Raw genomic sequence first — 23,113 nt, 5'->3', positions numbered from 1 at the left:
TTGATTAGGGGATTTAATTATAAATAAGTAACATAAAAAACAGCAGGACTAAAGCCTGCTGTTTTTTAGTCACAAGAATACATTGCAACTTACTTATTTCCCTTAGGATTATATTAACAGTTATATCTAACGTAGTCTACCATCTATTAAACTACTACAGCTGTACCATTGCATGTAATCATGAGCATGCCGTTTTGTGCACCTACAGTGCTGTATTGGAAGGATACGCCAATAATAGCATTAGCACCCAATTTAGAAGCTCGTTGAGACATTTCATCGAGAGCTGCTTGGCGAGCACTCATCAAAGAATCTTCATAGCTGCCACTACGGCCACCAACGATGTCACGAATACCAGACATGAAGTCTTTAACAAAGTTACGACCTTCTACTACTTCACCAAATACAATACCTTTGTACTCTTGTACAGGTTTGTTTTCAATATGAAAAGTTGTTGTAATAATCATAATTCTCTCCTCGTTATCTATCGAAGTCACGATCTAGGTTAACTTCTTTCAACGGCACAACTTTAGTTTTGTTGATATATTTGTAACCTAGGTAAACTGCGAAGAAGATTGGCAAGCCAATGTACGCAACGGATACGCCGTACCAGTCGATTGTATCGCCTGTGAAAGCAGAGTAGTTTTGACCAGCGATGATGATGACGCAAAGAATGAACGCCAAGATTGGACCTACTGGGAATAACCATGCTTTGTAAGGCAATTCGCTAAGATCTCTGCCTTGTGCAATGAAAGCACGACGGAAGCGATAGTGAGATACTGCGATACCAACCCATGCGATGAAGCCGCAAAGACCGGAGATATTAACAATCCAAGTATACGCAGTACCTTCGCCGATGAAGCTTGTAAGGAATGCAAATAAACCAATTGCTGTAGTTAAAATTAACGCTGGCACTGGTACGCCACGGCTATTAAGCTTAGCAAAGATTTGAGGTGCTTGACCTTCTTTAGCGAGTGCGTACAGCATACGCGTAGAAGAATATAGACCAGAGTTACCAGCACTGAGTACTGCCGTTAAAATGATAGCATTGATGAAGTTAGCAGCAAAGGCAAAACCAAAGCGGTCAAATACGAGTGTAAATGGAGAAATAGAAACGTTTTCCACACTAGCATTCAAAAGATTTGGATCAGTATACGGAATCAAGAAACCGATAACTGTGAAAGCACCGATATAGAACAATAGAATACGCCAGAAGATAGAGTTAATCGCTTTTGGCACATTCTTTTCAGGGTCTTCTGCTTCACCAGCTGCTACGCCAATAAGTTCAGTACCTTGGAAGGAGAAACCAGCTACCATGAAGATAGCGAGGATGGATTCCCAGCCACCTACGAATGGCGCTTCCCCTATTGTCCAGTTCGTAAAGCCTGGAGATGTGTCACCAATGCCAAAAATGAGCATGGATCCACAGAATAGGAATACGAATACAGTAATAACCTTGATGCTAGAGAACACATATTCACTTTCACCAAAGGAACGAGTCGATAAATAGTTCAAGCCGAATAGAATGAGCAAGAACAGAGCAGACCATACGATGGCAGGCACATCAGGGAACCAATATTTCATGATGAGCGCCCCTGCTAATACTTCAGCAGCCAAGGTAATAGCCCAGTTAAACCAGTAGTTCCAACCTAAGGCAAAACCAAAGGCAGGGTCTACATAGCGTTTTGCATAAGTCCCGAAGGAACCAGGAATCGGTAAGTAAGTAGCCATTTCCCCAAGAGAAGTCATGAGGAAGTAAACCATGAGGCCAATGAGGCCGTAAGCTACAAGAGCACCACCAGGGCCTGCAGTACTTACTACTTCACCACCGGCAACGAATAAGCCAGTACCGATAGCACCGCCAAGAGCGATCATATTCATATGACGCGCTTTCAGGGTACGTTTTAGATGTTGATCTTTGTTAGACGTAAACTCTACGTTATTATTTTGATTATCAGCCATGGTGCACCTCTTACAAATCTAGATTACGCACGTATTTTGCGTTATCTTCAATAAATTTACGACGAGGTTCTACCTTATCGCCCATGAGAACGGTAAAGATTTTATCAGCTTCAATGGAATCTTCTAAGCTAACTTGTAAAATCGTACGATTTTCAGGGTTCATAGTAGTTTCCCATAATTGTTCAGGGTTCATTTCACCTAAACCTTTGTATCGTTGGATAGTGATACCATCGCGGCCTACTTCATCAAGCTTAGCAGTTAATTCCGCATCAGAGTATACATACCAATGGGATTTACCCTTCTTGATTTGGTACAAAGGAGGTTGAGCAATGTAGATATGACCTTCCTCTACCAATGGTTTCATATAGCGGTAAAAGAATGTTAATAACAAGGTACGGATATGAGCGCCGTCAACATCCGCATCGGTCATGATGATAATCTTGTTATAACGGGATTTAGTAATATCGAATTCTTCCCCAATGCCAGTACCGAAAGCGGTAATCATGGAGCGAATTTCGTTATTCGCCAAAATCTTATCAAGGCGTGCTTTTTCTACGTTAAGGATTTTACCGCGCAACGGCAAAATCGCTTGGTAACGACGGTCGCGACCTTGTTTTGCAGAACCGCCCGCAGAATCACCTTCGACTAGATAAATTTCAGTCATAGATGTATCTTTTTCGGAGCAGTCCGCCAATTTACCAGGAAGGCTAGATACTTCTAAAGCATTTTTACGGCGAGTTAAGTCGCGGGCTTTACGAGCTGCCTCACGAGCACGGCTTGCCATAGTCGCTTTTTCGATGATTTTCTTCGCATCTTGCGGATGTTCTTCAAAGAATGTTTTAAGACCATCAGATACGATAACATCTGTAATACCTTTAACTTCGCTATTGCCAAGTTTAGTTTTTGTTTGGCCTTCAAATTGAGGTTCCAATACTTTTACAGAAACAACAGCTGTCAAACCTTCACGTACGTCTTCACCAGAAAGGTTGGACTCATTTTCCTTGATCAAGCCAGATTTACGGCCATAATCATTGAGGGTACGAGTCAAAGCAGCACGGAAGCCAGAAAGATGTGTACCACCGTCAATAGTGTTGATGTTATTTACGAAGGACAACAAGTTTTCGCTGTAGCTATCATTATATTGCAAAGCTACATCTACTACTACGTCATCTTTTGTATTTTCGATGTTAATAACAGTTGGATTAACAACTTCTTTATTTTCGTTCAAGAATGTAATGAAAGAACTCAAACCACCTTCGTAGTGGAAGCTTTCAACACGAGGTTCCTCTAGGCGCAAATCGCTCAATGTAATGCGAAGGCCTTTATTAAGGAATGCCAATTCTTGTAAACGCATTTTCAAAGTATCAAAGCTGAATACTGTAGTTTCAAAGATCTCAGCATCTGGCTTGAAGATAACAGTAGTACCAGTACCTTCTACTTTACCAATTTCATGTAACTCAGAAGTCTTGTGACCACGAGCAAAAGAAATTTCTTGAATGATACCATTTTGAGCTACTTGAACCTTAGTCCATTCGCTCAACGCATTTACTACGGAAATACCTACGCCGTGAAGACCACCAGATACCTTGTAGCCGCCACCGCCAAATTTACCACCGGCATGCAATTTAGTTAATACTAACTCTACCGCAGACATACCAGATTCATGCATCCCTGTTGGGATACCACGGCCATCATCCACAACAGTAATACTGTTATCTGGATTGATGGATACTTCGATGTGTGTAGCGTAACCAGCAAGCGCTTCGTCTACAGAGTTATCTACAACTTCGTATACGAGGTGATGCAAACCGCGGGCAGACGTACTACCAATGTACATCCCCGGGCGTTTACGCACCGCGTCGAGACCCTCAAGAACCTGAATATTCTGAGCGCCATAATTTTGTTCAGGCATGAAACAAACTCCTCCTAACAATCTATCACACTGTACTCGATTGAAATGTAACAACACATGTACAGGATTAAACTTATCTCTTTATTATACTATAAAATTCATCAATTCGCCTCATTAAAGTCTTAATACTAATACCAGATCCGTAAACGCAATCATCAGTGACCACATAGGTCTTGATTTGCTCCTCTGGCACCATGGCGATATACTCTAAACTTTCATAGTGATGAATAGGACTTTTATGGGACTTTCCGCCCTTGGCATGCACCATGGTAATGATGGATTCGATAGGCACGGAAACGGTATCCCCAATATGAACGTACATAGGAATGCCTCCTCTACTTTTCTAATGTCCCATTTAATGAATCAATTTTGCGCTGTTCCTCTTCAGCAAGGAACTTTGATCGATATTTGTTGCACAAATTAATAACGTGCTGATCCGTCAACTCATCAGGCTTCTTATGAGTGATGAGCATAGCCACCATATACATATGACGGCGATTGATGGATCCTTTATAAATTTTATCTAAGTAAAAGTATATACATTCCCGCATGGCTTCTGCAAAGTCTGGGAAGGTACACTGTATAAATTGCTGACAGTCGCTGTATTTAAAGTACGGATACTTTCTAATAACTGCCTTAATGTCCTTAATATGAGCGCGATGCAATTCGTATTCGCAGGTCGGACATATATCCCGTTTAGATTGCATATGCATACCACATCGACCACAACGATGATAACCATGCTGCTCTAAATAGATTTCCCGCTTTCGAGCCGTAATTTGTACTTTTTTGAAAGCAGCTCGTAATTCTTCGTTATCCGTTTGTTCTAAAGACTTATCGATGGCTTCTACGTCTTCTTTTGAAAGCACAATATCTGCAAAATTAATCTTTTTAGATTCCCCTATTTTGTCAGGAAGAGATATAGACGTATTGGTGTCTGCTTTCACATAGCTCTGACGTTTCATAATAAAGCGAATATCTGTAATCACCTCTTGATGGTAATATTTGTTAATCGCCTCGATAATACGCCGTTTTTGCATCTGTAGTTCCTGCATCCACATGGAATTATCTGCGCTAATCACCATATCTGGAGGCTTGATAGACACAATTTTCGTATGGTCTGCAATGACATCGCCCACTACATGACGCCACTTGTGAACAAGGGTATTTAATTTATATTGTTCCAGTAAATTCAGTTCTGCTAAGGCCTTTGGTAAACAAAGATCAAGGCTGTCCATACTGAACCTTACCCCCTTCACAAGAAATAAATTGAACCGATTTCAAATCTTTAAAATCGTGAATATCTGTAGTAGTAATAAATGTTTGAATGCGTTTATGAATAAACTGCAATAAATTCGCTCGTCTCGACTCATCAAGTTCGCTCAATACATCATCTAGTAGCAGAACTGGATATTCCCCAACCTCGGACTTGATAAATTCAAGCTCACTCAACTTTAAGGATAGTACAGCCGTTCGTTGCTGTCCTTGGGATCCAAATTTCTTTAAATCCATCGCATCAGAGAAAAATCTAAGATCATCACGGTGAGGACCTACGCTAGTGGTCATCCGATGACGATCCTGTGGCAACGCTGCTTTAATGCGCTCGTAAAAGCCTTCCTTTGTATATTCTAAGGAACCATTCTCCATGTAAGGCTGTTCATAACCGATGGTTAAATTCTCGAGACCACCCGTCAATTTACGATTCATCAAATCGATAAGAAGGTTAATTTTCTTCAAGCTTTCTAACCTTTTCTTTACGATAAAGCTCGCCATATCTGCTAGCTGTAAATCCCATTCTTCAAGAGGAATGTTTTGCTTTCCTCTATATTCCTTAAGGACTGCATTTCGTTGCTGTAATAACCGATTATACTGCATCAACTGATGATAATAAGTAGCGCTAGTCTGAGAGATTTCCATATCGAGAAAGCGTCTACGCCCCGACGGTGTCCCCTTGATGAGCTGTAAATCTTCTGGACAGAAGATAACTGTATTTAATGTACCAATCAGTTCTTTTTGAGATATTTTAGTATCGTTTAAACGAATATCCTTAGGACCTTGGCGGAATAACTTAATATTTACCTTTTGAGGCGTATCCTTTTTCTCGAATTTAACAACAATACCTGCTTCCTCAGCATTGAACATGAGCATATCCGATGTATCGTTGGTCCGATGGCTTTTACCAATGGTACCTACATAAATGGATTCGAGGATATTCGTCTTACCAGCCCCATTGGTGCCGTGTAAAACGATAATCTCCGGATTGAACTGAATCTGTACATCCTTGTAATTACGAAACTGGAATAATTGCAGTGAGTCAATTCTCACCGATTATGCCTCCTCTTGAGTAATTACGAGATCTACATCGAGACCTTCGCAAGAAATCACGTCCCCAACGCGACACTTCTTGCGCTTTTCTGTCACAACTTGACCATTCAAAGTAAGGATGCCTTCATCGATAAAGGATTTAATTTGACCACCTGTTTCGATAATTCCTTCTAACTTCAACAACTGATCAATTTGAATGTACTCCGTATGAATGGGTACCTGCTGTTGCTCTTTCATAACGTCCTCCTATAGTGGACAATTTATAACTATATGGGAATTAGGTAACGATGACTTTTAATCATCATTACCTAATAAAAATATGTATATTAATTCAATAAGATATACAGAATTTTGATATTTTTATCAATATATAGATAGTAGATATCAACATTTCATATTATTAATTATTTAGTACCAGAGTACAGTTCCTCACTGTGAATTTTCTTTAGGCTACGTTGTAGCCTAGAAAATTTTACGTTCGGAACAAAGTGATGCAGTGTCCCTGTCGTCGCAAGCTCCTCCATTGACTACTGCTCTACTTTATGCATTCGTACGAACTGGTGTTACTACGTATGTATAGTTCGGATTATTGTCTTGGCGAATGACAACTGGACCGTTTTGTTTTAAGAACAAGTGGATGTTGTCGCCTGTACTGTGGCGCAAGATGTCGGAGATGTAGCGACCGTTGAAGGAGATTGTGAAAGGTGTACCTTTAAATTCAACAGCTACGTCTTCTTTAGCCATGCCGATTTCAGTATTTTGAGTAGACAATGTTACATTGCTTTCAGCCCAATCATAACGAATTACGTTATAGCTGATATCTTTAGCCAACAAGGATACACGGTCAACAGCACCAGCGAATTCGCGGCGGTCGATAACAGCGCTAGAGTCGAATTGGGAAGGAATAACCTTTTCATATTCAGGATATGTGCCTTCAATTAAACGAGAAATGATGTAAATCGATTCAAAGTTGAATACGATTTGTGTGCGATTCCAAATGATGTTGATCATCGCTGGATTATCTGTTGGTAACAAACGAGATACTTCAGCCAACGTTTTTGTAGGAATGATGGCGCGCATTGGCGTAGTTGCTGGTTCATCGATAGTAATTTTCTTAACAGCCATGCGATGTGTATCAGTAGCAACCATAGTGACTTCGTTTTCTTTAATTTCAAGAAGAGCACCAGTAAATACAGGACGATCTTCGTCTGTTGCAGCTGCATAGTTTGTTAAATCGATGAGTTCTTTCATAGCAAAGCTATCGATATTTACATGATCTTGGTCGTGAATTTGTTCAACCAAGGAGAAATCATCTGGATGTAATGTTACGAGGTTGAATTCGGAAGAACCAGATGTGATTGTTAAAGAATTGCCGTCCTCTGGTTTGTATAGTTCAATAGTATCGCCGGGTAATTTGCGGATTAACTCTTGGAAATAACGGGAACCAACTACTAATGTACCAGGTTCTTTAATGTCGCCGTCGATGGTTAAACGAATGCCGAGTTCAAAGTCGTTACCTTGCAATTCTACTTGGCCATTTTTTGTAGTCATGTAGATAGCGCCTGGTAAATTGGAACTTGTTTTATTTTGAGATACCTTTTGCAATACGTTGATTGCTTTTTGGAGATTTGCTTTTGGGAATGTAATATGCATTTATAACTCCTTTATGATTTGTATGTTTGTTTGTAATATTCTATGTTTGCTACCGTAGATGCTCTATAGATATTCTGCGATAGATCTGTTTCTACTGGTTTTTTGATTGTTTGTTAGTTTTAGTAGTAGTAATAGTAGGGGCCTGTTCATATGTGTAAAAGTAAATTGGGGCCACTAGCTGTATAATTTTTGGGTTGTGTATAACTATGTTGATAGCTTGTACCTACTTATCCACATACTCACAGGTAAGTGCGAGTTTTTGGATATCCACAAAGTTATGCACCATCTATCCACAGAGTTATCCACAGGTTGTTAATTTCTGTTTAATTTCTGCTACTATGCGTTTTGTTTCTTCGTTTTTTTCAATTTCCTTCGTTATTTTATCGTACGCATGGAGAATTGTTGTATGGTCACGAGAGAAAGCAGCTGCGATTTGCGGATAACTTTCGTTGATCATGTCGCGGCATAAATACATGGCAATTTGGCGTGGGAATGCGAATTGAGCCTTTCTCTTCTTGCCGAGTAAGTCTTGCTTTTTAATATTGAAATAAGAACTTACAAAATTCTGGATACTTTCAATATTAACCATGTTCACCTCTTCTGTGTGAACGAGGCTAGCCAAGGCTTGTTTTGTATATTCTAGGTCGATAGATTCTAAACGTTGATCGATGGATGCGGTGCCGATTAATTTGGTGAAAGCACCTTGCAACACGCGGACGTTTTCGCTAAATTGTAATGCCACGTAGTTAATAGAGTCGTTATCGATGCGGATAACACGGTTCTTTTTATATTCTCGTTCCAGCAAAGATCTAAAGATAGCAATGCGCGTTTCTAAATCTGGATTTTCCATGGTAGCAATGTAGCCAGCTTGGAAACGAGAACGAAGACGATCTTCGAATTGCTCCATATCGTTTGGCATCGTATCAGAGGTGAGGACGATTTGCTTGTTGTTATTTAATAACTCATTGAACGTATTAAATAGCTCAGTTTTCGTACTTTCACGACTTTCAAGGAACTGAATATCGTCGATCATGAGTACATCGATGTTACGGAACGTGTTGCGGAATAATTTACCTTGGTTACGCTGCAATGTTTCGACGAAAATGTTCATAAAGTTCTCGCTCGTAATGGACATAACCTTCATGTGTGGATGATTTTCCTTGATGGCATTGCCGATAGCATGCATTAAGTGCGTTTTACCTAGACCTGATGGACCGTAGATAAAGAGCGGATTATAGTCGCCGCCTGGGAACTCAGCTACATTTTGAGCAGCTCCAAAAGGAATTCGGTTCGCGTTACCCGTAACGTAGTTATCAAAACGGTACGCTGGATTAAGGTTAGATAAGGACAAATCTACAGGCACATTATCAGACTGTAATGTAGGTGTTGTAGTTTCAACTATTTTAATAGGCGCTACCATTGGCTCATCAGGAATATTCACAGGAGATGGTGTGCGGTCGATATAGACAGGCTCCTGATACACCGGTGTGTAGAACTCATCTTGTTGAGCTTTTTCCTCTACCACAGGCGGTAATGGCATCGGTGGAGCCACTACAGGAGCATCATCGATGAGACTTTCATCAACAAAGGTAGTATCTACACTCTCTTGATTGAAATCAAATAACACCATATCCCGATGGGAACCGATAACCGTAGTAATAGCATCCTGCAAAGCCTTGCTGATCTGCGGCTGCTGATCGATTAAGTTTTTAACAAATGTTTGCATGACCCCAATATGGATCGAATGACTGTCGAGAGACATGGGAATCAACGATGACGAGACGCGCAAGTACAACGCGTCAGGCAAATGTTGCATGTTCTTTTTCGCCTCTTGCAATATATGTTCCCATATATTATTCAAATCAAATGATTGCATGACGTGCCTCTTGTGTATAACTATTACGATAAATGTGTATAACTTTAGGAATAATGTGTATAACTATTGTAAAAGCTGTGGAAAACCATATTATTCCTGTGAATAACCTGTGCACAACCTGTGAATAAGTGAAAATAAAATTCTCTTCCAACCAGATAATTACTGACTTTATAGATTACACAGGTCAAAAGAGAAAAAATGTGGATAACCTTAAAAGTTATCCATCAAAAACTTATAAAAATATATACTTTTTCCTAATTTTAGTTATGATTGTACCAAAAAATCACTAGTTTGTCATTTATTCTGTGGATAACTTTTGATTATCTGAAGGAGAAATGTTAATAACTCAGTAACTACCTCATCTTTTGTTCATCAATTACTTTTGGGGGAGGACTGAAAACTACTTTTATGGAATTACAATTTGTATATGAACCATTTTTAACTAAGTAACGATGATTGATAAATCTAGTTTTTATTCATCTATTTTTATATTTGTTTCTAGATTACTTTTAGGAAGGGATTGATACTAATTTTCTTGCTCCATTCTGACGCAAGTCGCTTAAAAATTAGTATCAATCCCCTTTCTAACAATAATAGATAACCATGTTAATAAATAATAATTGTGGAAAAGTAATCTAGAAACTATCCGGTCATCGTTACTAAACAATAAACTTCTGTTCATAAAACAAATTATAATTTCATATGGCGTAGAGGGAAAAGGGAGAAAACCACATCTATTCCTCCCCTCTTTCTAACTAGAGATCAAAAGGTAAATTTCTCTTATATAAAAAGATTAGAATGTAAGTTCTTGTGTTGCTGTAAATTGATGTTACGTTTACATCGTGTAGTGGTGTGTAAGGTGATATTAGGATTTATTTAGGGAGGTAATATAGGGGCCTTTTGAGCGACTTTACGCGTCGTATGGAGCGATGAAGGAGCCCTCTTTTGGAAACGTAACATCAATTTCTCCCTTTCCCTTCAAGAGATTAAAAGGTAAGATTTGTTAAATCTTAGATCCGTATTCTGAAAGACTTTTTAGATTTGCTATAAAAACTGATACTACTTTTTATACTGGTGGTAGGTGTTATAGTAGTCATTAGAATGTGTTGGGAGCAGGAATAGATGTGGATTTTTGACCGACTTACGTCTCGTATGGAGGGAGAAAACCACATCTATTCCTCCCCCTATAAAAGTAGTATCAGTTTTAAGTTCTATCGGATTTAAGTAAAATCTATATAAAAGTCTTTCAGAATAGCCCTAAAATATTGACAAATTTACGTTTTAACTCTATAATTACCCTGTTATGGTATAAGTAAAACAATACAAAATGACGAGGAGGTGTTTTACTAATGAAACGTACTTACCAACCAAATACTCTTTGGAGAAAACGTACCCATGGTTTCCGTGAACGCATGAAAACTATCGGTGGCCGTCTCGTTTTAAAAAGAAGACGTGCAAAAGGCAGAAAACGCTTATCTGCATAATATAATAGCTGTTAGGCAGGAGAAAAAACTTGGCGCTGCTGCCAAGTTTTTCTATTCTTAGGACTTAAGGACAATGCATATGGATTATTGCCTCGATAAAGCAAGACGACTGACGCACAATAATGAATATCGCCTTGTGTATAAGCACGGTAAATACGAAGTAGGCCGTATGTGTGTACTTTATCGTATGCCCGTGGCGAAGCAATCTACTCGCATTGGTTTTGTAACAGGCAAAAAGGTTGGTTGTGCAGTGGAGCGCAACCGAGCTAGACGCCTTATGAAAGAGGTGTATCGCCTCAATCAACATTCCATTCGCGAAGGATATCATATCGTAATTGTTGGACGTGGCCCTCTGAAAAACGCTACCTACGAAAAAGCGGAAAAGGAGATTTTGTATCTCTTGCGAAAAAGCAAATTATTGGTACAAAATGATAAATAGGACCACAAGTTAGAGGCTTTGGTCCTTTTTGTATATATGGAGATTTCTATGAAACGCTATATAACAATGCTTTTACGACTTTTAATTAGGTTCTATCAGCTTGCCATATCTCCCTTAAAACCTGGATGTTGCCGTTATTATCCGACATGTTCCACATATACTCTGCAGGCCATCGAAAAATATGGTCCTTTGAAAGGTAGCTGGATGGGTTTAAAACGCATTCTTCGCTGTCATCCTTTCCATAAGGGTGGCTACGATCCAGTTCCCTAACCCACTTGGGCTTAGGCGGGTTATGCGTTGTGTGAAAGCAACTTTCACCATTACCATTTAGCACAGATTTGGAAATACCTGAGCATCTGTATGGATGAAATTTAGACCATACCATAACGATATATAGATGCGCAAAGGACGATTTCGGACTGTATGAAAAAGGAGAAACAATGGAATTTTTAAGTAGTGTATTCCAACCTATCGTAGATTTAATGAGTTCTTTGGTAACTTACGCGTTCCAATTAACTCAAATGGTAGGTTATCCAAGCTACGGTGTAGCTATTATCCTTTTAACAATCTTTATTAAAGCGATTTTAGCACCACTTACTGTTAAACAAATTAAATCCATGAAGGCTATGCAAGAGTTACAGCCTCGCATGCAAGAATTGCAGAACAAATACAAAAATGATCCTGCAAGATTGCAAGCGGAAATGGGTGCATTGTACAAAGAAATGGGCGTTAATCCACTAGCTGGATGCTTGCCTCTATTGGTTCAAATGCCATTCTTGATCGCTATCTTCTACGCTTTACAAGGCTATCCATACGATCAAAACTATGTACAATTCTTATGGCTACCTAGCCTTGGCGAACCAGATCCAATGTACATTTTGCCAGTATTGAGTGCGGCGTCCACTTGGATTATGTCTAAACAAACTGGTAGCGGTGCAACTGGTGCTGCTGCGCAACAACAAAAGATTATGACAATCTTTATGCCTCTATTCATTGGTTACATCTCCCTTAACTTCCCTTCTGGCTTAGTTATTTACTGGATCGTATCCAATGTGTTCCAATTTGTGCAACAACATTTCATTTACAAAGGCTTAGAAGCTAAAAAATAGGAGACACTATGGAATTTATCGATGTATCTGCTAAAACCATTGAAGATGCCATTGCCAAAGGTGTAGCTCAATTGGCTGAAGATGGCCAAGAATTGGTTGAAACTAAAGTTTTAGAACAACCTTCTAATGGCTTCTTGGGCATTGGTCGTAAACCAGCAGTTGTGCGCTTATTCTTCACAGCTATGGCAAAAACTGCTACTGTGGAAGAAGTAGCTCAAGCAGAAGAACAATCTGTAGCTGTTGCTTCCAAGCCGGTTGCAACGACTGAAATAGAAGTGCAAGAAACAGCAGCTGTGGAAACTTTTGATGACGAAGTAGAAGAAAAACCTTCTAAAAAGGAACTTTCAAAAGAAGATCAACAAGAAATTGCTGAAAAAGGTAAACAATTCCTCGATGATATGTTTACTCAAATGGGCCTCAAAGTAGTTATCGAAAAAATGATGACGAAAGATAAAATTACATTCCAAGTACACGGCGAAGAGCTAGGTATTTTGATCGGCAAACATGGTCAAACATTGGATGCTATCCAATACTTAACTAATCTCGTGGCTCACAAGGATGTATCCGGCCATTGCCACATCGTTGTAGATGTGGAAAATTACCGTTCTCGTCGAGAAGAAACATTGATGAATCTCGCGAAACGCTTGGCTTCTAAGGTAAAACGCAACCGTCAAAAGGTTTCCTTAGAACCGATGAATGCTTTTGAACGTAAAATCATTCACACTGCCCTTCAAGGGGACAAACATATTGTAACGAACAGCGAAGGGGACGAACCGTTCCGTCACGTTGTGATTTCTTACAAAAAATAATATAGTGGTGCAGCTTTCGAGTAACTGGGTTTTTCGGTTATTTGTGGGCTGCCCCCTTTATTCTTTAGGTTATGGTGAAAGCTAACCTAAGTTAATCTTCGCGCGGGTAAGATTAGTTTAGTTTAACTTTCACAGGCGAAGACATGAATATTGGATATATCCAAAACATATATTGTAAGCAGTAAATCAAAACGATGAATCTTGATTTCATATGTCTTATGAAATGCATAATAGATTATCGAAATACGGAGATTTTTATGTATATAGATGATACAATAGCGGCCATTGCGACGCCGCCCGGCATCGGCGGGGTTGGTATTATTCGTGTTAGCGGCAAGGATAGTTTTCCTATTGTAAATAGCCTGTTTAAGAGCGCTGGCACCGTTCCTTTGATGGACCGCCAAAATAGAACGATTCAATACGGAACCATTGTGGATCCAGCAACGAACAAGACCATCGACGAGGTTCTTGTGTTATTAATGAAAGGCCCTCATTCTTATACGGCAGAAGATGTGGTTGAAATTCAGTGTCACGGCGGTATTGTGCCGGTTCGACAAATCTTGAAATTGCTCGTAAATCACGATGTGCGCATGGCTGAAGCCGGCGAATTTACGAAGCGCGCCTTTATGAACGGACGTATCGACCTCACCCAAGCGGAGGCGATCATTGATATTATTGAAGCAAAAACAGAGGACTCCCTCTCTCTCGCTGTATCGCAGCTGGACGGCACAGTTTCTTCCTTTGTAAAAGATGTGCGTGAACAGCTCATCGCCATGATTGCTCATTTAGAGGTAACCATCGACTATCCAGAAGAGGATATCGAGGACGTAACGAGCCAAGAGGTTAGCGAACAATTGCAGCCTATTTTGAAAGCTATGGATGAACTCTTATCCACAGCGAATACGGGACGCCTCATTCGCGACGGCATTACGACGGTTATTGTAGGCCGTCCAAATGCAGGTAAATCGAGCCTTATGAATGCTCTCTTGCGCGAAAACCGCGCTATCGTAACGGATATTCCGGGGACGACGCGGGATAGTATTGAAGAATATATGACCGTAGAAGGCATCTCTCTGCGCCTCATCGATACGGCAGGTATTCGCGATACACAAGATACGGTAGAAGCCCTCGGCGTGGAGCGTGCTCGCGATTATATTAACAAAGCGGATATTGTGCTCTGTGTTATCGACGGGTCTACTCCATTAACCCCTGAAGAAATCGAAATTTTGACCTCTGTCAGCGGTTTGAACACCATCGTACTCCTCAATAAGTCCGATGTGGCACAAGTTGTTACAGACGAAAATATTAAAGAACACGGTACTTTTACAGCTATTGAACGCATCAGTGCCAAAGAAGGCGAAGGCTCTGCAGTTCTCTTTAAATGGGTGCAAGAACTCGTCTACGGCGGTCGCGTTAAACAAGACAACAGCGCCATGATCAGTAACGTGCGCCACATCAGCCTCATGGAACAAGCAAAAGCTCAAGTCGAACAAGCCCTCTCCTCTATCGACATGGGCATGCCAGTAGACTTTGTAGCTACCGACCTGCGTAGCGCCTGGGAACTACTAGGTGACATCACTGGCGATACCATCCGGGAATCCATGATCGACGAACTATTCAGCCGCTTCTGTCTAGGTAAATAAAAGTAAAAGCAGGGCAGTAGTCAATGGAGGAGCTTGCGACGACAGGGACACTGCATCGCTTTGTTCCGAACGTAAAATTTTCTAGGCTACAACGTAGCCTAAAGAAAATTCACAGTGAGGAACTGGACTCTGAGGTAGCCACACATCACTTTGGTCGGAGCGTGCAATTTTCCGAAGGAAAATGCCCAGCGAGCGACCTGGACCCTGGGTCAAAATATCCACAATGAAGGTAAAGTCGTTTTTTGAAAGCCCTCATTGCTACTCTATGGAGAATAGGGGGAACTCGGCCTACGGCCTCGTGATTTATATAAAATAAACTTTCACAATAAGTAATATATAAGGAATTCAATTGATATGTACACAGTAGATAATTATGATGTCATCGTCATCGGTGGTGGTCATGCTGGTTGTGAGGCGGCTCTTGCCGCTGCCCGCATGGGTCATCGCACGTTGATGGCGACCATCAGTTTAGATAATATTGCGCTTATGCCGTGTAACCCCGCCGTTGGCGGTCCTGGTAAAAGCCATCTTGTTTTAGAGGTTGACGCCTTAGGCGGTCAAATGGGTATCAACGCGGATGCTACGGCTATCCAAATGCGTATGCTCAATATGGGTAAAGGCCCTGCCGTGCATTCTTTGCGTTGCCAATCGGATAAAGTTAAATACCAACATTTGATGAAACAAACCGTAGAGAATACAGAGAACCTCAATGTTAAGCAAATTATGGTTACTGAGCTCAAGGTTGAGGACGGCAAGGTCACAGGTATCGTTACAGAGCTTGGCGAATTCTATGGCGCTAAGGCTGTTATTCTTTGTACAGGTACCTATTTGAAAGGTAAAATCCTCATCGGCGATATCGATTATGTAGGTGGCCCAAATGGTCAACGCGTAGCAGAACATTTCTCTCAATCTTTGCTCGATAATGGCATTGAATTGATGCGCTTTAAGACTGGTACGCCAGCTCGCGTAGATAAACGCACGCTTAACCTTGAAAATATGGAGGTTCAAGAAGGCGATGCTCACCATCACTCCTTCTCGTATATGGACGAATGGATCAACCGTAATGAAGACGTATGTTGGTTGACGTATACTAATGAGAAAACTCATGAAATCATTCATAGCAATATTCACCGCGCTCCAATGTACAGCGGTAAAATCGAAGGCGTAGGCCCTCGTTACTGCCCTTCCATCGAAGATAAAGTAGTGCGCTTTGCTGACAAAGAACGTCATCAATTATTTGTAGAACCAGAAGGTACTAGTACAAACGAAATGTACGTTCAAGGCATGAGTACATCCCTTCCTATGGACGTACAATATGCGTTCCTTCGTACCATCCCTGGTCTTGAAAATGTAGAAATCATGCGTCCTGCGTACGCTATCGAATACGATTGCTTAAACCCAACGCAATTGACACCAGCGCTTCAAGTGAAACATATTGAAGGCCTCTACTCTGCAGGTCAGGCGAATGGTACATCTGGTTATGAAGAAGCAGCGGCTCAAGGCCTTATGGCTGGTATTAACGCAGCCTTGTGGATTGAAGGCAAAGAACCTTTCATCCTTGCTCGCTCCGAAGCGTATATCGGTGTTCTCATCGATGATCTCGTAACAAAAGGTACAAATGAACCGTACCGCATGATGACAAGCCGTAGTGAATATCGCCTATTGCTTCGTCAAGATAATGCAGATATGCGTCTTACTGAAAAAGGCCGTGAAATCGGTCTTGTAAAAGACGATCGTTGGGCTAAATTTACTGCTAAAAAAGCTAATATCGAAGAAGCGATGGAGCTTTTACGAAACACACCTGTTAATCCATCTAAGGAAACACAAGCCTTGCTTGAAAGCTTAGGTACAGCACTGATTAGAACGGGCATCCACGCCTACGATTTGGTAAAACGTAACGAGCTATCCTATGCTGTCGTAGCCGATGCATTTGGTTTGAAACGCTATACACCTGATGTAGAAGAAGCTGTGGATATTTCTATTACCTACGAAGGGTACATCAAAAAACAAATGGACCAAGTCGATAAGGTTCGCAAACTAGAAGAAAAAATTCTTCCAAAAGAATGGGATTACACACAAATTAAGGGCATCTCCCTTGAAGCTCAACAAAAGCTCAATAAAATCCGCCCTCACTCCATCGGCCAAGCAAGCCGTATCTCTGGCGTATCCCCGGCGGACGTATCTGTTCTACTAATTCAATTGGAACAATATAACCGAAGCAAATAAAATATGTGATTGCATATAAAAAAGCTAGCTAATGTGTGATTAGCTAGCTTTTTTAGTAAATATTTATAGTTTTAATTAGCTTAATGGTTTAGACCAATCTTCAACTTCTAATTGGGTTACTCTTTCAAACTCTTTTGTATTATTAGTAACAATGGTAAGACCCTTTGATTTTGCGTGGCTTGCAATGAGTAGATCCATAGGACCAATAACTTTCCCTTGTGATTGTAAATCCGCTTTTATTTTTCCATATTCCTCAGCAGCGTGGCTGTCAAAATCAACAATTTGGATAGGTGATAATAAAAGTGTTAAAGCTAATCTATTTTTATCTTTTGATTGACTTTTTTCTACACCATGCATTAACTCAGCATATGTAATTGATGATATACATATATCTGAAGGATGATGCTTTAAAATTTTTTGTAGTACAACTTCTGGCTCTTGCTTAATGGCATAAATACATATATTTGTATCTAACATATACTTCATAAGGCTTCACGCTCCTGATGATCGATATCTTCCCGTCCGTTACACATAAAATCATCTGTAAATAATGATAAACCGGATACAAATCCTGCCCACTCATCATCTTTTGGCATAAGTAAAACTACATTTCCAATTTTGTTGATGATTACTTCATCACCATTAAACCGAAATTCTTTTGGTAATCGTACAGCCTGGCTGCGGCCATTTTCGAATAGCTTTGCTGTGGTCATACATATCACCTCCTTGTTAATATAAGTATATACTTTGATATATATTTTAACAAGGTATAATTTTATATACATATCATAATGGAATTTTTGTGTATATTTGTATGAATATTTATAAAACCTTTATTGTTCTATCTATAAAATATGTACACTAGAGAAGTACACCGAGTGTACATTCAGAATAGACAATTTAACCTATGTATGAAGAAAACATTCATGGTGATAAATTAGAAATAAACAGTGAAATTTGGATATACATTGAAATAGGACAAAATACACAAAAGATAAGTCAAAAAGATGGACCGTTTTCTCAATTAATTGTTTTAAATGATAATATAGGAGTAACATTTCTCCCCTACCCTATTTTGAGTTACGTAGGTTCTATATTTTGATTTGTAAATGAGAATAAATTGAGAATATGCTATAATATAAAGAAAAATGACTTAAATATTTCGCTTATATGGTTATTTTATTAGTTTTCGTATATAAATTTATATAAAATAGATTAAAACGCCGTATAACGCAAATTTTTGATTTTTTTAGCATTTGAAATTAGAAATACTATTTTGATATCTCATATATTATTAATTACATTGTTAATTACGTAGATTTATTTATATGATGAGCTATATGACATGAGTTTTATTAAATAAATGTGGATAGCTTTTACATTATATAAATATCGAATAATTTATTAGGAGTGCTTATGAAAGAGAAATACGATGTGCCTATCGCACCGGAGTCTGAATTTGTTTCATACATGATGGAGCAAATGACCAAATTTGGTCTGCCCTGTACGGAAGAACAAGCAAAAGACTTTTATGTGTATTACGCACGTATGATTGAAACAAATAAATACCTCAACCTTACGGGCATCACAGATATGAAAGAGGTTGTAGTGAAGCATATGATCGACTCTCTCTCCTGCTATGACTCAAATATCATTAAATCCGGCATGTCTATCATCGATGTAGGCACTGGTGCTGGTTTCCCTGGTATTCCGTTGGCAATCTATGACCGTAGCCTTAAGGTTACGCTCTTTGACTCTTTGAAAAAACGTCTTACCTTCCTAGAATCTGTTATGGATGAGTTAAATTTGACGAATTGTACGACCTTACATGGCCGCGCCGAGGATCTTAGTCATCAAGATTATCGTGAAAGCTTCGATATTGCTACGAGTCGTGCAGTGGCACGTTTACCTATTCTTTTAGAATGGACAGTGCCCTACGTAAAAGAAGGTGGTTACGTGGTGGCTTTAAAAGGCGCTATCTACGAAGAAGAAATGGGAGAATCCAATAAAGCCCTTAGCACATTAAAAGCAAAGATTGAAGAAGTACGTACTGTTATACTTCCAACCTTGGATGATAAACGAGCAATCCTATACATTAAGAAAACAGGTAAAACACCTAAACAATACCCACGCAAACCAAAAGACATTAAAGACAAACCGTTAGTGTAATCTTTAAAGGGTAATATAGTTGCTTGTAAGCACAATATAAACAAATACTGTCCTATATAAATAACAAGAGGATGCAAATCATAGATTTGCATCCTCTTTCTCTTTCCCTAAGGTCGACTTAGCTCACTATGGAGGCCGTGGGAAAGGTGTCCTATTTTAATTTTACAATGACTTATACGTGGTCAATGATATGTAATGTTGTATCGATATCGTTTAAAGGCATAATATGTACGCCTGCAGCGATTTTTTTGATTTGCTCTAATGTTTCGATAGCGATTTCTGTACCCGCTTCTTTACCGCCTTTTTCTACGCGGTCTAAGATCTCTTGAGTAAGGTTGATCCCAGGCACTTTTTCGTGTAGGTATGTAGCCATTTTGAAGCTTTTAAGTGGAATCAAGCCAAGCATAATAGGCACATCGAATTCAGACATTGTATCGATGTAACGTTTTGCTTGTTCTAAATCGTAAATCGGTTGTGTTTGAACAAAGTGCGCGCCATTTTGGATTTTGGCAGCCAATTTTTGGCGTTCAATTTCTAAATCTGGAGCACCAGGATTACCAGTAGCACCGATGTAGAAGCTTGTAGGTGCATCTAAGTCGTTGCCTGCAAGGTCTTTACCTGCATTTAATGTTTTAGCAATATTGAGCAAGCCCATGCAATCTACTTCGAATACGGATTGTGCAAATGGATGGTCCCCATTGTCTGGTTTGTCCCCAGTAAGGGTTAAAATGTTGTGCACGCCCAACGCTGCAGCGCCAAGCAACTCGGATTGCAAACCGATGATGTTACGATCGCGGCAAGTAAGGTGGAAAATTGTTTCGATCTCTTTGTTGTGTTGTAACAAGTAGGACAAGGAAATTGGGCTCATGCGCATTTTTGACATAGGGCTGTCAGCGATGTTGATAGCATCAACCTTCCCTTTCAAACGAGCCGCTTGTTCAAAAACTTTTTCCGCAGAACTACTTTTCGGTGGGTCTAATTCAACTGTAATAGTGAACTTTCCTTGTTGATGTTTCTCTCTTAATGTCATCATGTACCTCTTAATTAAAAATTATTTCTCTAAAGTTTCAAAGAAATCGTTAGCGTGGTTAACGGCTGCGATACCATCCTTAGCGTAGATATCTGCGCCCGCTTGGTCTGCGTAGTCTTGGGATACTACGGCGCCACCTACCATGATCTTAGTTTTGAGGCCTGCTGCACGGATTGCAGCGACAGTATTGTCGATTTGAGGCATTGTAGTAGTCATCAAGGAACAGATACCAACGAGAGCCGCCTTGTTGTCCTTAATAGCTTGAACGATGACCTCTGGATCAACGTCTTTGCCAAGGTCAACGATTTTATAACCATTGTTTTCGAGTAAGGCTGCTACGATATTTTTACCTAAATCGTGGATGTCGCCTTTAACGGTTGCTACTACGACTGTACCTTTATCTAAACTTTCACTAGCAGGAATGATTTCTTTAATGGTGTTGAAAGCAGCCTGCATTGTTTCAGCAGCAAGCATTACTTGTGGCAAGAATAATTTACCAGAACCGAATTTATCCCCTACTACGTTCATCGCTTCAGATAAGCCTTTTTTCGTAATATCCAATGGGTCCATGCCGTCTGCTAAGGCTTTTTTTACAAGCTCGACGATGGCTTCCTTCTCCCCTTGTTCTACACAAGCGCGAATATTCGCCAATGGATCATTGCTGTCGAAGGATTTTTTCTCTGGACCTTTCGGAGCGGAGTTACCAGGAGCGCTTGATTCGTCTTCGTAGCCGTATTCTTTAATGAACTGAGCAGAACCTGGATCCCAGCCTAATAGTGTTGTACTAGATACGAACGCTTTTTTAGCTGGATAATTTAATGGGTTCATAATTGGTGTTGTTAAGCCACATGCTAGAGCCATTGTTAAGAATTGGCCGTTCAAGTAAGGACGTTGAGGCATACCGAAGGAAATGTTAGACAAGCCCATTACTGTTGGGAAGCCAAATTTCTCTTTATATAACTGTAATGTACGCAATGTTTGACGTGCACTATCTTCACCGCTGGCAAGTGTTAATACCAATGGATCAAGTAATAAGTCATGTGGTTGAAGACCATAGCCGTAAGCGCGATTTACGATGCTTTCAGCTAAAGCAACGCGGTCCTCTGCTTTTTCAGGAAGGTCACCACTAGATAATGGCAAGCAAAGTAATGCTGCGCCATAACGTTTAGCCAAAGGCATAACGTGTGTGATGGACTCCTCCTCCCCATTTACGGAGTTGATTAGTGCGCGGCCTGGGTAGTTTTTAAGCGCTACTTCCATAGCTGCTGGATCCAATGTGTCGATAGACAATGGAGTTTCAACGAGCATGGATAATTCAAAGATAGCACGCTCCATCAATGGAGTTTGGTCCATGCCAGCTACACCCATGTTTACGTCGAGGATGTCTGCACCTGCTTCTACTTGGTCCAAAGCATCGCGTTTTACACGGATGAAAGAACCATCGCGTAATTCTTGAGCCAGAATTTTACGGCCTGTAGGATTGATACGTTCACCGATGATAAGTGGTTTTGTATTGTGACCTAATTCTAACAATCTAGTACGGCTTGTAATGATTGTTTTAGGTTCAATATGAGCACGTTCTTTAGGTGTATGTGCTTTCACAGCGTCGGAAATAGATTGGATATGAGCTGGTGTTGTACCACAGCAACCACCTACATAGCTTGCGCCTGCATCTACGATTGGAAGCATCAATGGACCCATTTCTTCTGCTGTAAGTGGGAATACAGTTTGTTTGTTAATTAATTGAGGCATGCCTGCATTTGGTTGGCAGCTAATTGGTAAGTTTGTAACGCTAGCGATTTCCTCGATAAGTGGTGTAATTTGTTCAGGTCCAAGGGAACAGTTGATACCGATGATATCTGCACCCATTGCCTCTACGATAGTAGTTGCAACTGCTGGCGGTGTACCTGTAATAGTACGGCCGTCTTCACTGAAAGAAAATTGACAGATGATTTGTACATCTTCCTTTGTCTTCCCTGCTGCTTCACGCGCGTCAAGAGATGCCAATAATGCGGCACGCATTTCTTGTACGTCGATAATAGTTTCAATGATAATGAAATCTACGCCACCTTCAATCAATGCATCTGCTTGTTCGCGGTACGTGTCATAAATAGAGTCAAAACTCATATTGCCTAGTGGTTGTAAAAAACGGCCTGTAGGACCTATAGAGCCAGCTACACGAGCAGATGGTTTAACCTCTGCAATAGCTTCTTTTGCTACCTTTACGGCTGCAATATTAATTTCTCTTACTCGATCTTGTAAATCGTAATCTTCTAATTTTAGACCACATGCACCGAATGTGTTGGTAGTAATTACATCACTACCATGTTGTAAGTATTGTGCGTGAATATTCTTTACAACTTCTGGTCTCTCTACATTAAATAGCTCTGGACAATAGCCCTCTTCTAAGCCTGCTGCTTGCAGCATTGTGCCCATAGCACCATCAAAAATATACATAAACATCTTCCTTTAACATCCT

22 protein-coding genes are annotated in these 23,113 nt (G+C 40.1%); 9 read left to right on the top strand and 13 right to left on the bottom strand.

Annotation, left to right across the window (positions count from 1 at the left end; all coding sequences use genetic code 11):
- Positions 1-146 precede the first annotated feature (146 nt).
- The 9 genes from VEHSUH06_RS09165 to dnaA all read right to left on the bottom strand — a co-directional run bounded on the left by VEHSUH06_RS09165 (position 147) and on the right by dnaA (position 9,725).
- The gene (locus tag VEHSUH06_RS09165) at positions 147-464 is read right to left on the bottom strand and encodes a YbjQ family protein (protein ID WP_009351557.1); all 318 of its coding nucleotides are present in this window, start codon (positions 462-464) and stop codon (positions 147-149) included.
- 13 nt (positions 465-477) lie between these two features.
- On the bottom strand, positions 478-1,959 hold the full coding sequence (locus VEHSUH06_RS09160) for an amino acid permease (protein WP_105098634.1): 1,482 nt from the start codon (positions 1,957-1,959) through the stop codon (positions 478-480).
- Between the two features lie 10 nt (positions 1,960-1,969).
- A complete protein-coding gene (gyrB, locus tag VEHSUH06_RS09155; RefSeq protein ID WP_105098633.1) occupies positions 1,970-3,871 on the bottom strand; it encodes a DNA topoisomerase (ATP-hydrolyzing) subunit B in 1,902 nt (633 codons plus the stop codon).
- Between the two features lie 73 nt (positions 3,872-3,944).
- On the bottom strand, positions 3,945-4,193 hold the full coding sequence (locus tag VEHSUH06_RS09150) for a DUF370 domain-containing protein (protein WP_105098632.1): 249 nt from the start codon (positions 4,191-4,193) through the stop codon (positions 3,945-3,947).
- A gap of 13 nt (positions 4,194-4,206) precedes the next feature.
- Entirely contained in the window at positions 4,207-5,109 is a 903-nt protein-coding gene (locus VEHSUH06_RS09145; protein ID WP_105098631.1) for a DUF721 domain-containing protein, read from the bottom strand.
- The gene (gene recF / locus VEHSUH06_RS09140; protein WP_105098630.1) at positions 5,096-6,196 is read right to left on the bottom strand and encodes a DNA replication/repair protein RecF; all 1,101 of its coding nucleotides are present in this window, start codon (positions 6,194-6,196) and stop codon (positions 5,096-5,098) included. Before recF ends, VEHSUH06_RS09145 begins: the two co-directional genes overlap by 14 nt.
- 3 nt (positions 6,197-6,199) lie before the next feature.
- Positions 6,200-6,433, bottom strand: a complete 234-nt coding sequence (locus tag VEHSUH06_RS09135) for an RNA-binding S4 domain-containing protein (RefSeq protein ID WP_004692943.1) — start codon at positions 6,431-6,433, stop codon at positions 6,200-6,202.
- A gap of 303 nt (positions 6,434-6,736) precedes the next feature.
- Positions 6,737-7,849 (bottom strand): DNA polymerase III subunit beta, encoded by a 1,113-nt coding sequence (dnaN, locus tag VEHSUH06_RS09130; protein ID WP_054747902.1) that lies wholly within the window; start codon positions 7,847-7,849, stop codon positions 6,737-6,739.
- Between the two features lie 298 nt (positions 7,850-8,147).
- Positions 8,148-9,725, bottom strand: a complete 1,578-nt coding sequence (gene dnaA / locus VEHSUH06_RS09125) for a chromosomal replication initiator protein DnaA (protein ID WP_105098629.1) — start codon at positions 9,723-9,725, stop codon at positions 8,148-8,150.
- Positions 9,726-11,074: 1,349 nt separating this feature from the next.
- Here dnaA and rpmH point away from each other — a divergent pair.
- The 7 genes from rpmH (at position 11,075) to mnmG (ending at position 17,435) form a co-directional block, all read left to right on the top strand.
- Positions 11,075-11,209 carry a 50S ribosomal protein L34 gene (gene rpmH, locus VEHSUH06_RS09120; protein WP_004692946.1) on the top strand — a complete coding sequence of 45 codons (135 nt, stop codon included), beginning with the start codon at positions 11,075-11,077 and terminating at the stop codon, positions 11,207-11,209.
- Between the two features lie 79 nt (positions 11,210-11,288).
- Complete coding sequence (rnpA, locus tag VEHSUH06_RS09115) at positions 11,289-11,648, top strand: ribonuclease P protein component (protein WP_105094806.1); 360 nt, start codon at positions 11,289-11,291, stop codon at positions 11,646-11,648.
- Between the two features lie 48 nt (positions 11,649-11,696).
- Positions 11,697-11,918 (top strand): membrane protein insertion efficiency factor YidD, encoded by a 222-nt coding sequence (gene yidD / locus VEHSUH06_RS09110; RefSeq protein WP_105098628.1) that lies wholly within the window; start codon positions 11,697-11,699, stop codon positions 11,916-11,918.
- Between the two features lie 170 nt (positions 11,919-12,088).
- Entirely contained in the window at positions 12,089-12,757 is a 669-nt protein-coding gene (locus tag VEHSUH06_RS09105) for a YidC/Oxa1 family membrane protein insertase (protein ID WP_009351523.1), read from the top strand.
- A gap of 8 nt (positions 12,758-12,765) precedes the next feature.
- Complete coding sequence (gene jag, locus VEHSUH06_RS09100) at positions 12,766-13,566, top strand: RNA-binding cell elongation regulator Jag/EloR (protein ID WP_105098627.1); 801 nt, start codon at positions 12,766-12,768, stop codon at positions 13,564-13,566.
- Between the two features lie 257 nt (positions 13,567-13,823).
- Entirely contained in the window at positions 13,824-15,209 is a 1,386-nt protein-coding gene (mnmE, locus tag VEHSUH06_RS09095) for a tRNA uridine-5-carboxymethylaminomethyl(34) synthesis GTPase MnmE (protein WP_105098626.1), read from the top strand.
- Between the two features lie 354 nt (positions 15,210-15,563).
- Positions 15,564-17,435, top strand: a complete 1,872-nt coding sequence (gene mnmG / locus VEHSUH06_RS09090; protein WP_105098625.1) for a tRNA uridine-5-carboxymethylaminomethyl(34) synthesis enzyme MnmG — start codon at positions 15,564-15,566, stop codon at positions 17,433-17,435.
- 75 nt (positions 17,436-17,510) lie between these two features.
- Here mnmG and VEHSUH06_RS09085 read toward each other — a convergent pair whose 3' ends face one another.
- On the bottom strand, positions 17,511-17,921 hold the full coding sequence (locus VEHSUH06_RS09085) for a type II toxin-antitoxin system VapC family toxin (RefSeq protein WP_009351515.1): 411 nt from the start codon (positions 17,919-17,921) through the stop codon (positions 17,511-17,513).
- Positions 17,918-18,148, bottom strand: a complete 231-nt coding sequence (locus VEHSUH06_RS09080) for an antitoxin (RefSeq protein WP_105098624.1) — start codon at positions 18,146-18,148, stop codon at positions 17,918-17,920. The genes VEHSUH06_RS09085 and VEHSUH06_RS09080 overlap by 4 nt, the downstream gene beginning before the upstream one ends.
- Positions 18,149-18,342: 194 nt before the next feature.
- Between VEHSUH06_RS09080 and VEHSUH06_RS10860 the strand changes: the two genes are divergently transcribed.
- Positions 18,343-18,537, top strand: a complete 195-nt coding sequence (locus VEHSUH06_RS10860; protein ID WP_146251416.1) for a hypothetical protein — start codon at positions 18,343-18,345, stop codon at positions 18,535-18,537.
- Between the two features lie 314 nt (positions 18,538-18,851).
- Positions 18,852-19,604, top strand: a complete 753-nt coding sequence (rsmG, locus tag VEHSUH06_RS09075; RefSeq protein WP_105098623.1) for a 16S rRNA (guanine(527)-N(7))-methyltransferase RsmG — start codon at positions 18,852-18,854, stop codon at positions 19,602-19,604.
- A 172-nt stretch (positions 19,605-19,776) separates the two neighbouring features.
- Here the strand turns inward: rsmG and VEHSUH06_RS09070 are convergent, their stop codons facing one another.
- Positions 19,777-20,634: a methylenetetrahydrofolate reductase gene (locus VEHSUH06_RS09070; protein ID WP_105081809.1), complete on the bottom strand. Its 858-nt coding sequence runs from the start codon at positions 20,632-20,634 to the stop codon at positions 19,777-19,779.
- A 21-nt stretch (positions 20,635-20,655) separates the two neighbouring features.
- Entirely contained in the window at positions 20,656-23,091 is a 2,436-nt protein-coding gene (locus tag VEHSUH06_RS09065; protein ID WP_105098622.1) for a homocysteine S-methyltransferase family protein, read from the bottom strand.
- Positions 23,092-23,113: the final 22 nt, after the last annotated feature.

This window comes from Veillonella sp. S13053-19 (genome assembly GCF_002959835.1).
Lineage (GTDB): Bacteria > Bacillota > Negativicutes > Veillonellales > Veillonellaceae > Veillonella > Veillonella rogosae.
The sequence above is the reverse complement of the archived record's forward strand: the minus strand, read 5'-3'. Positions and strand labels throughout refer to the sequence as shown.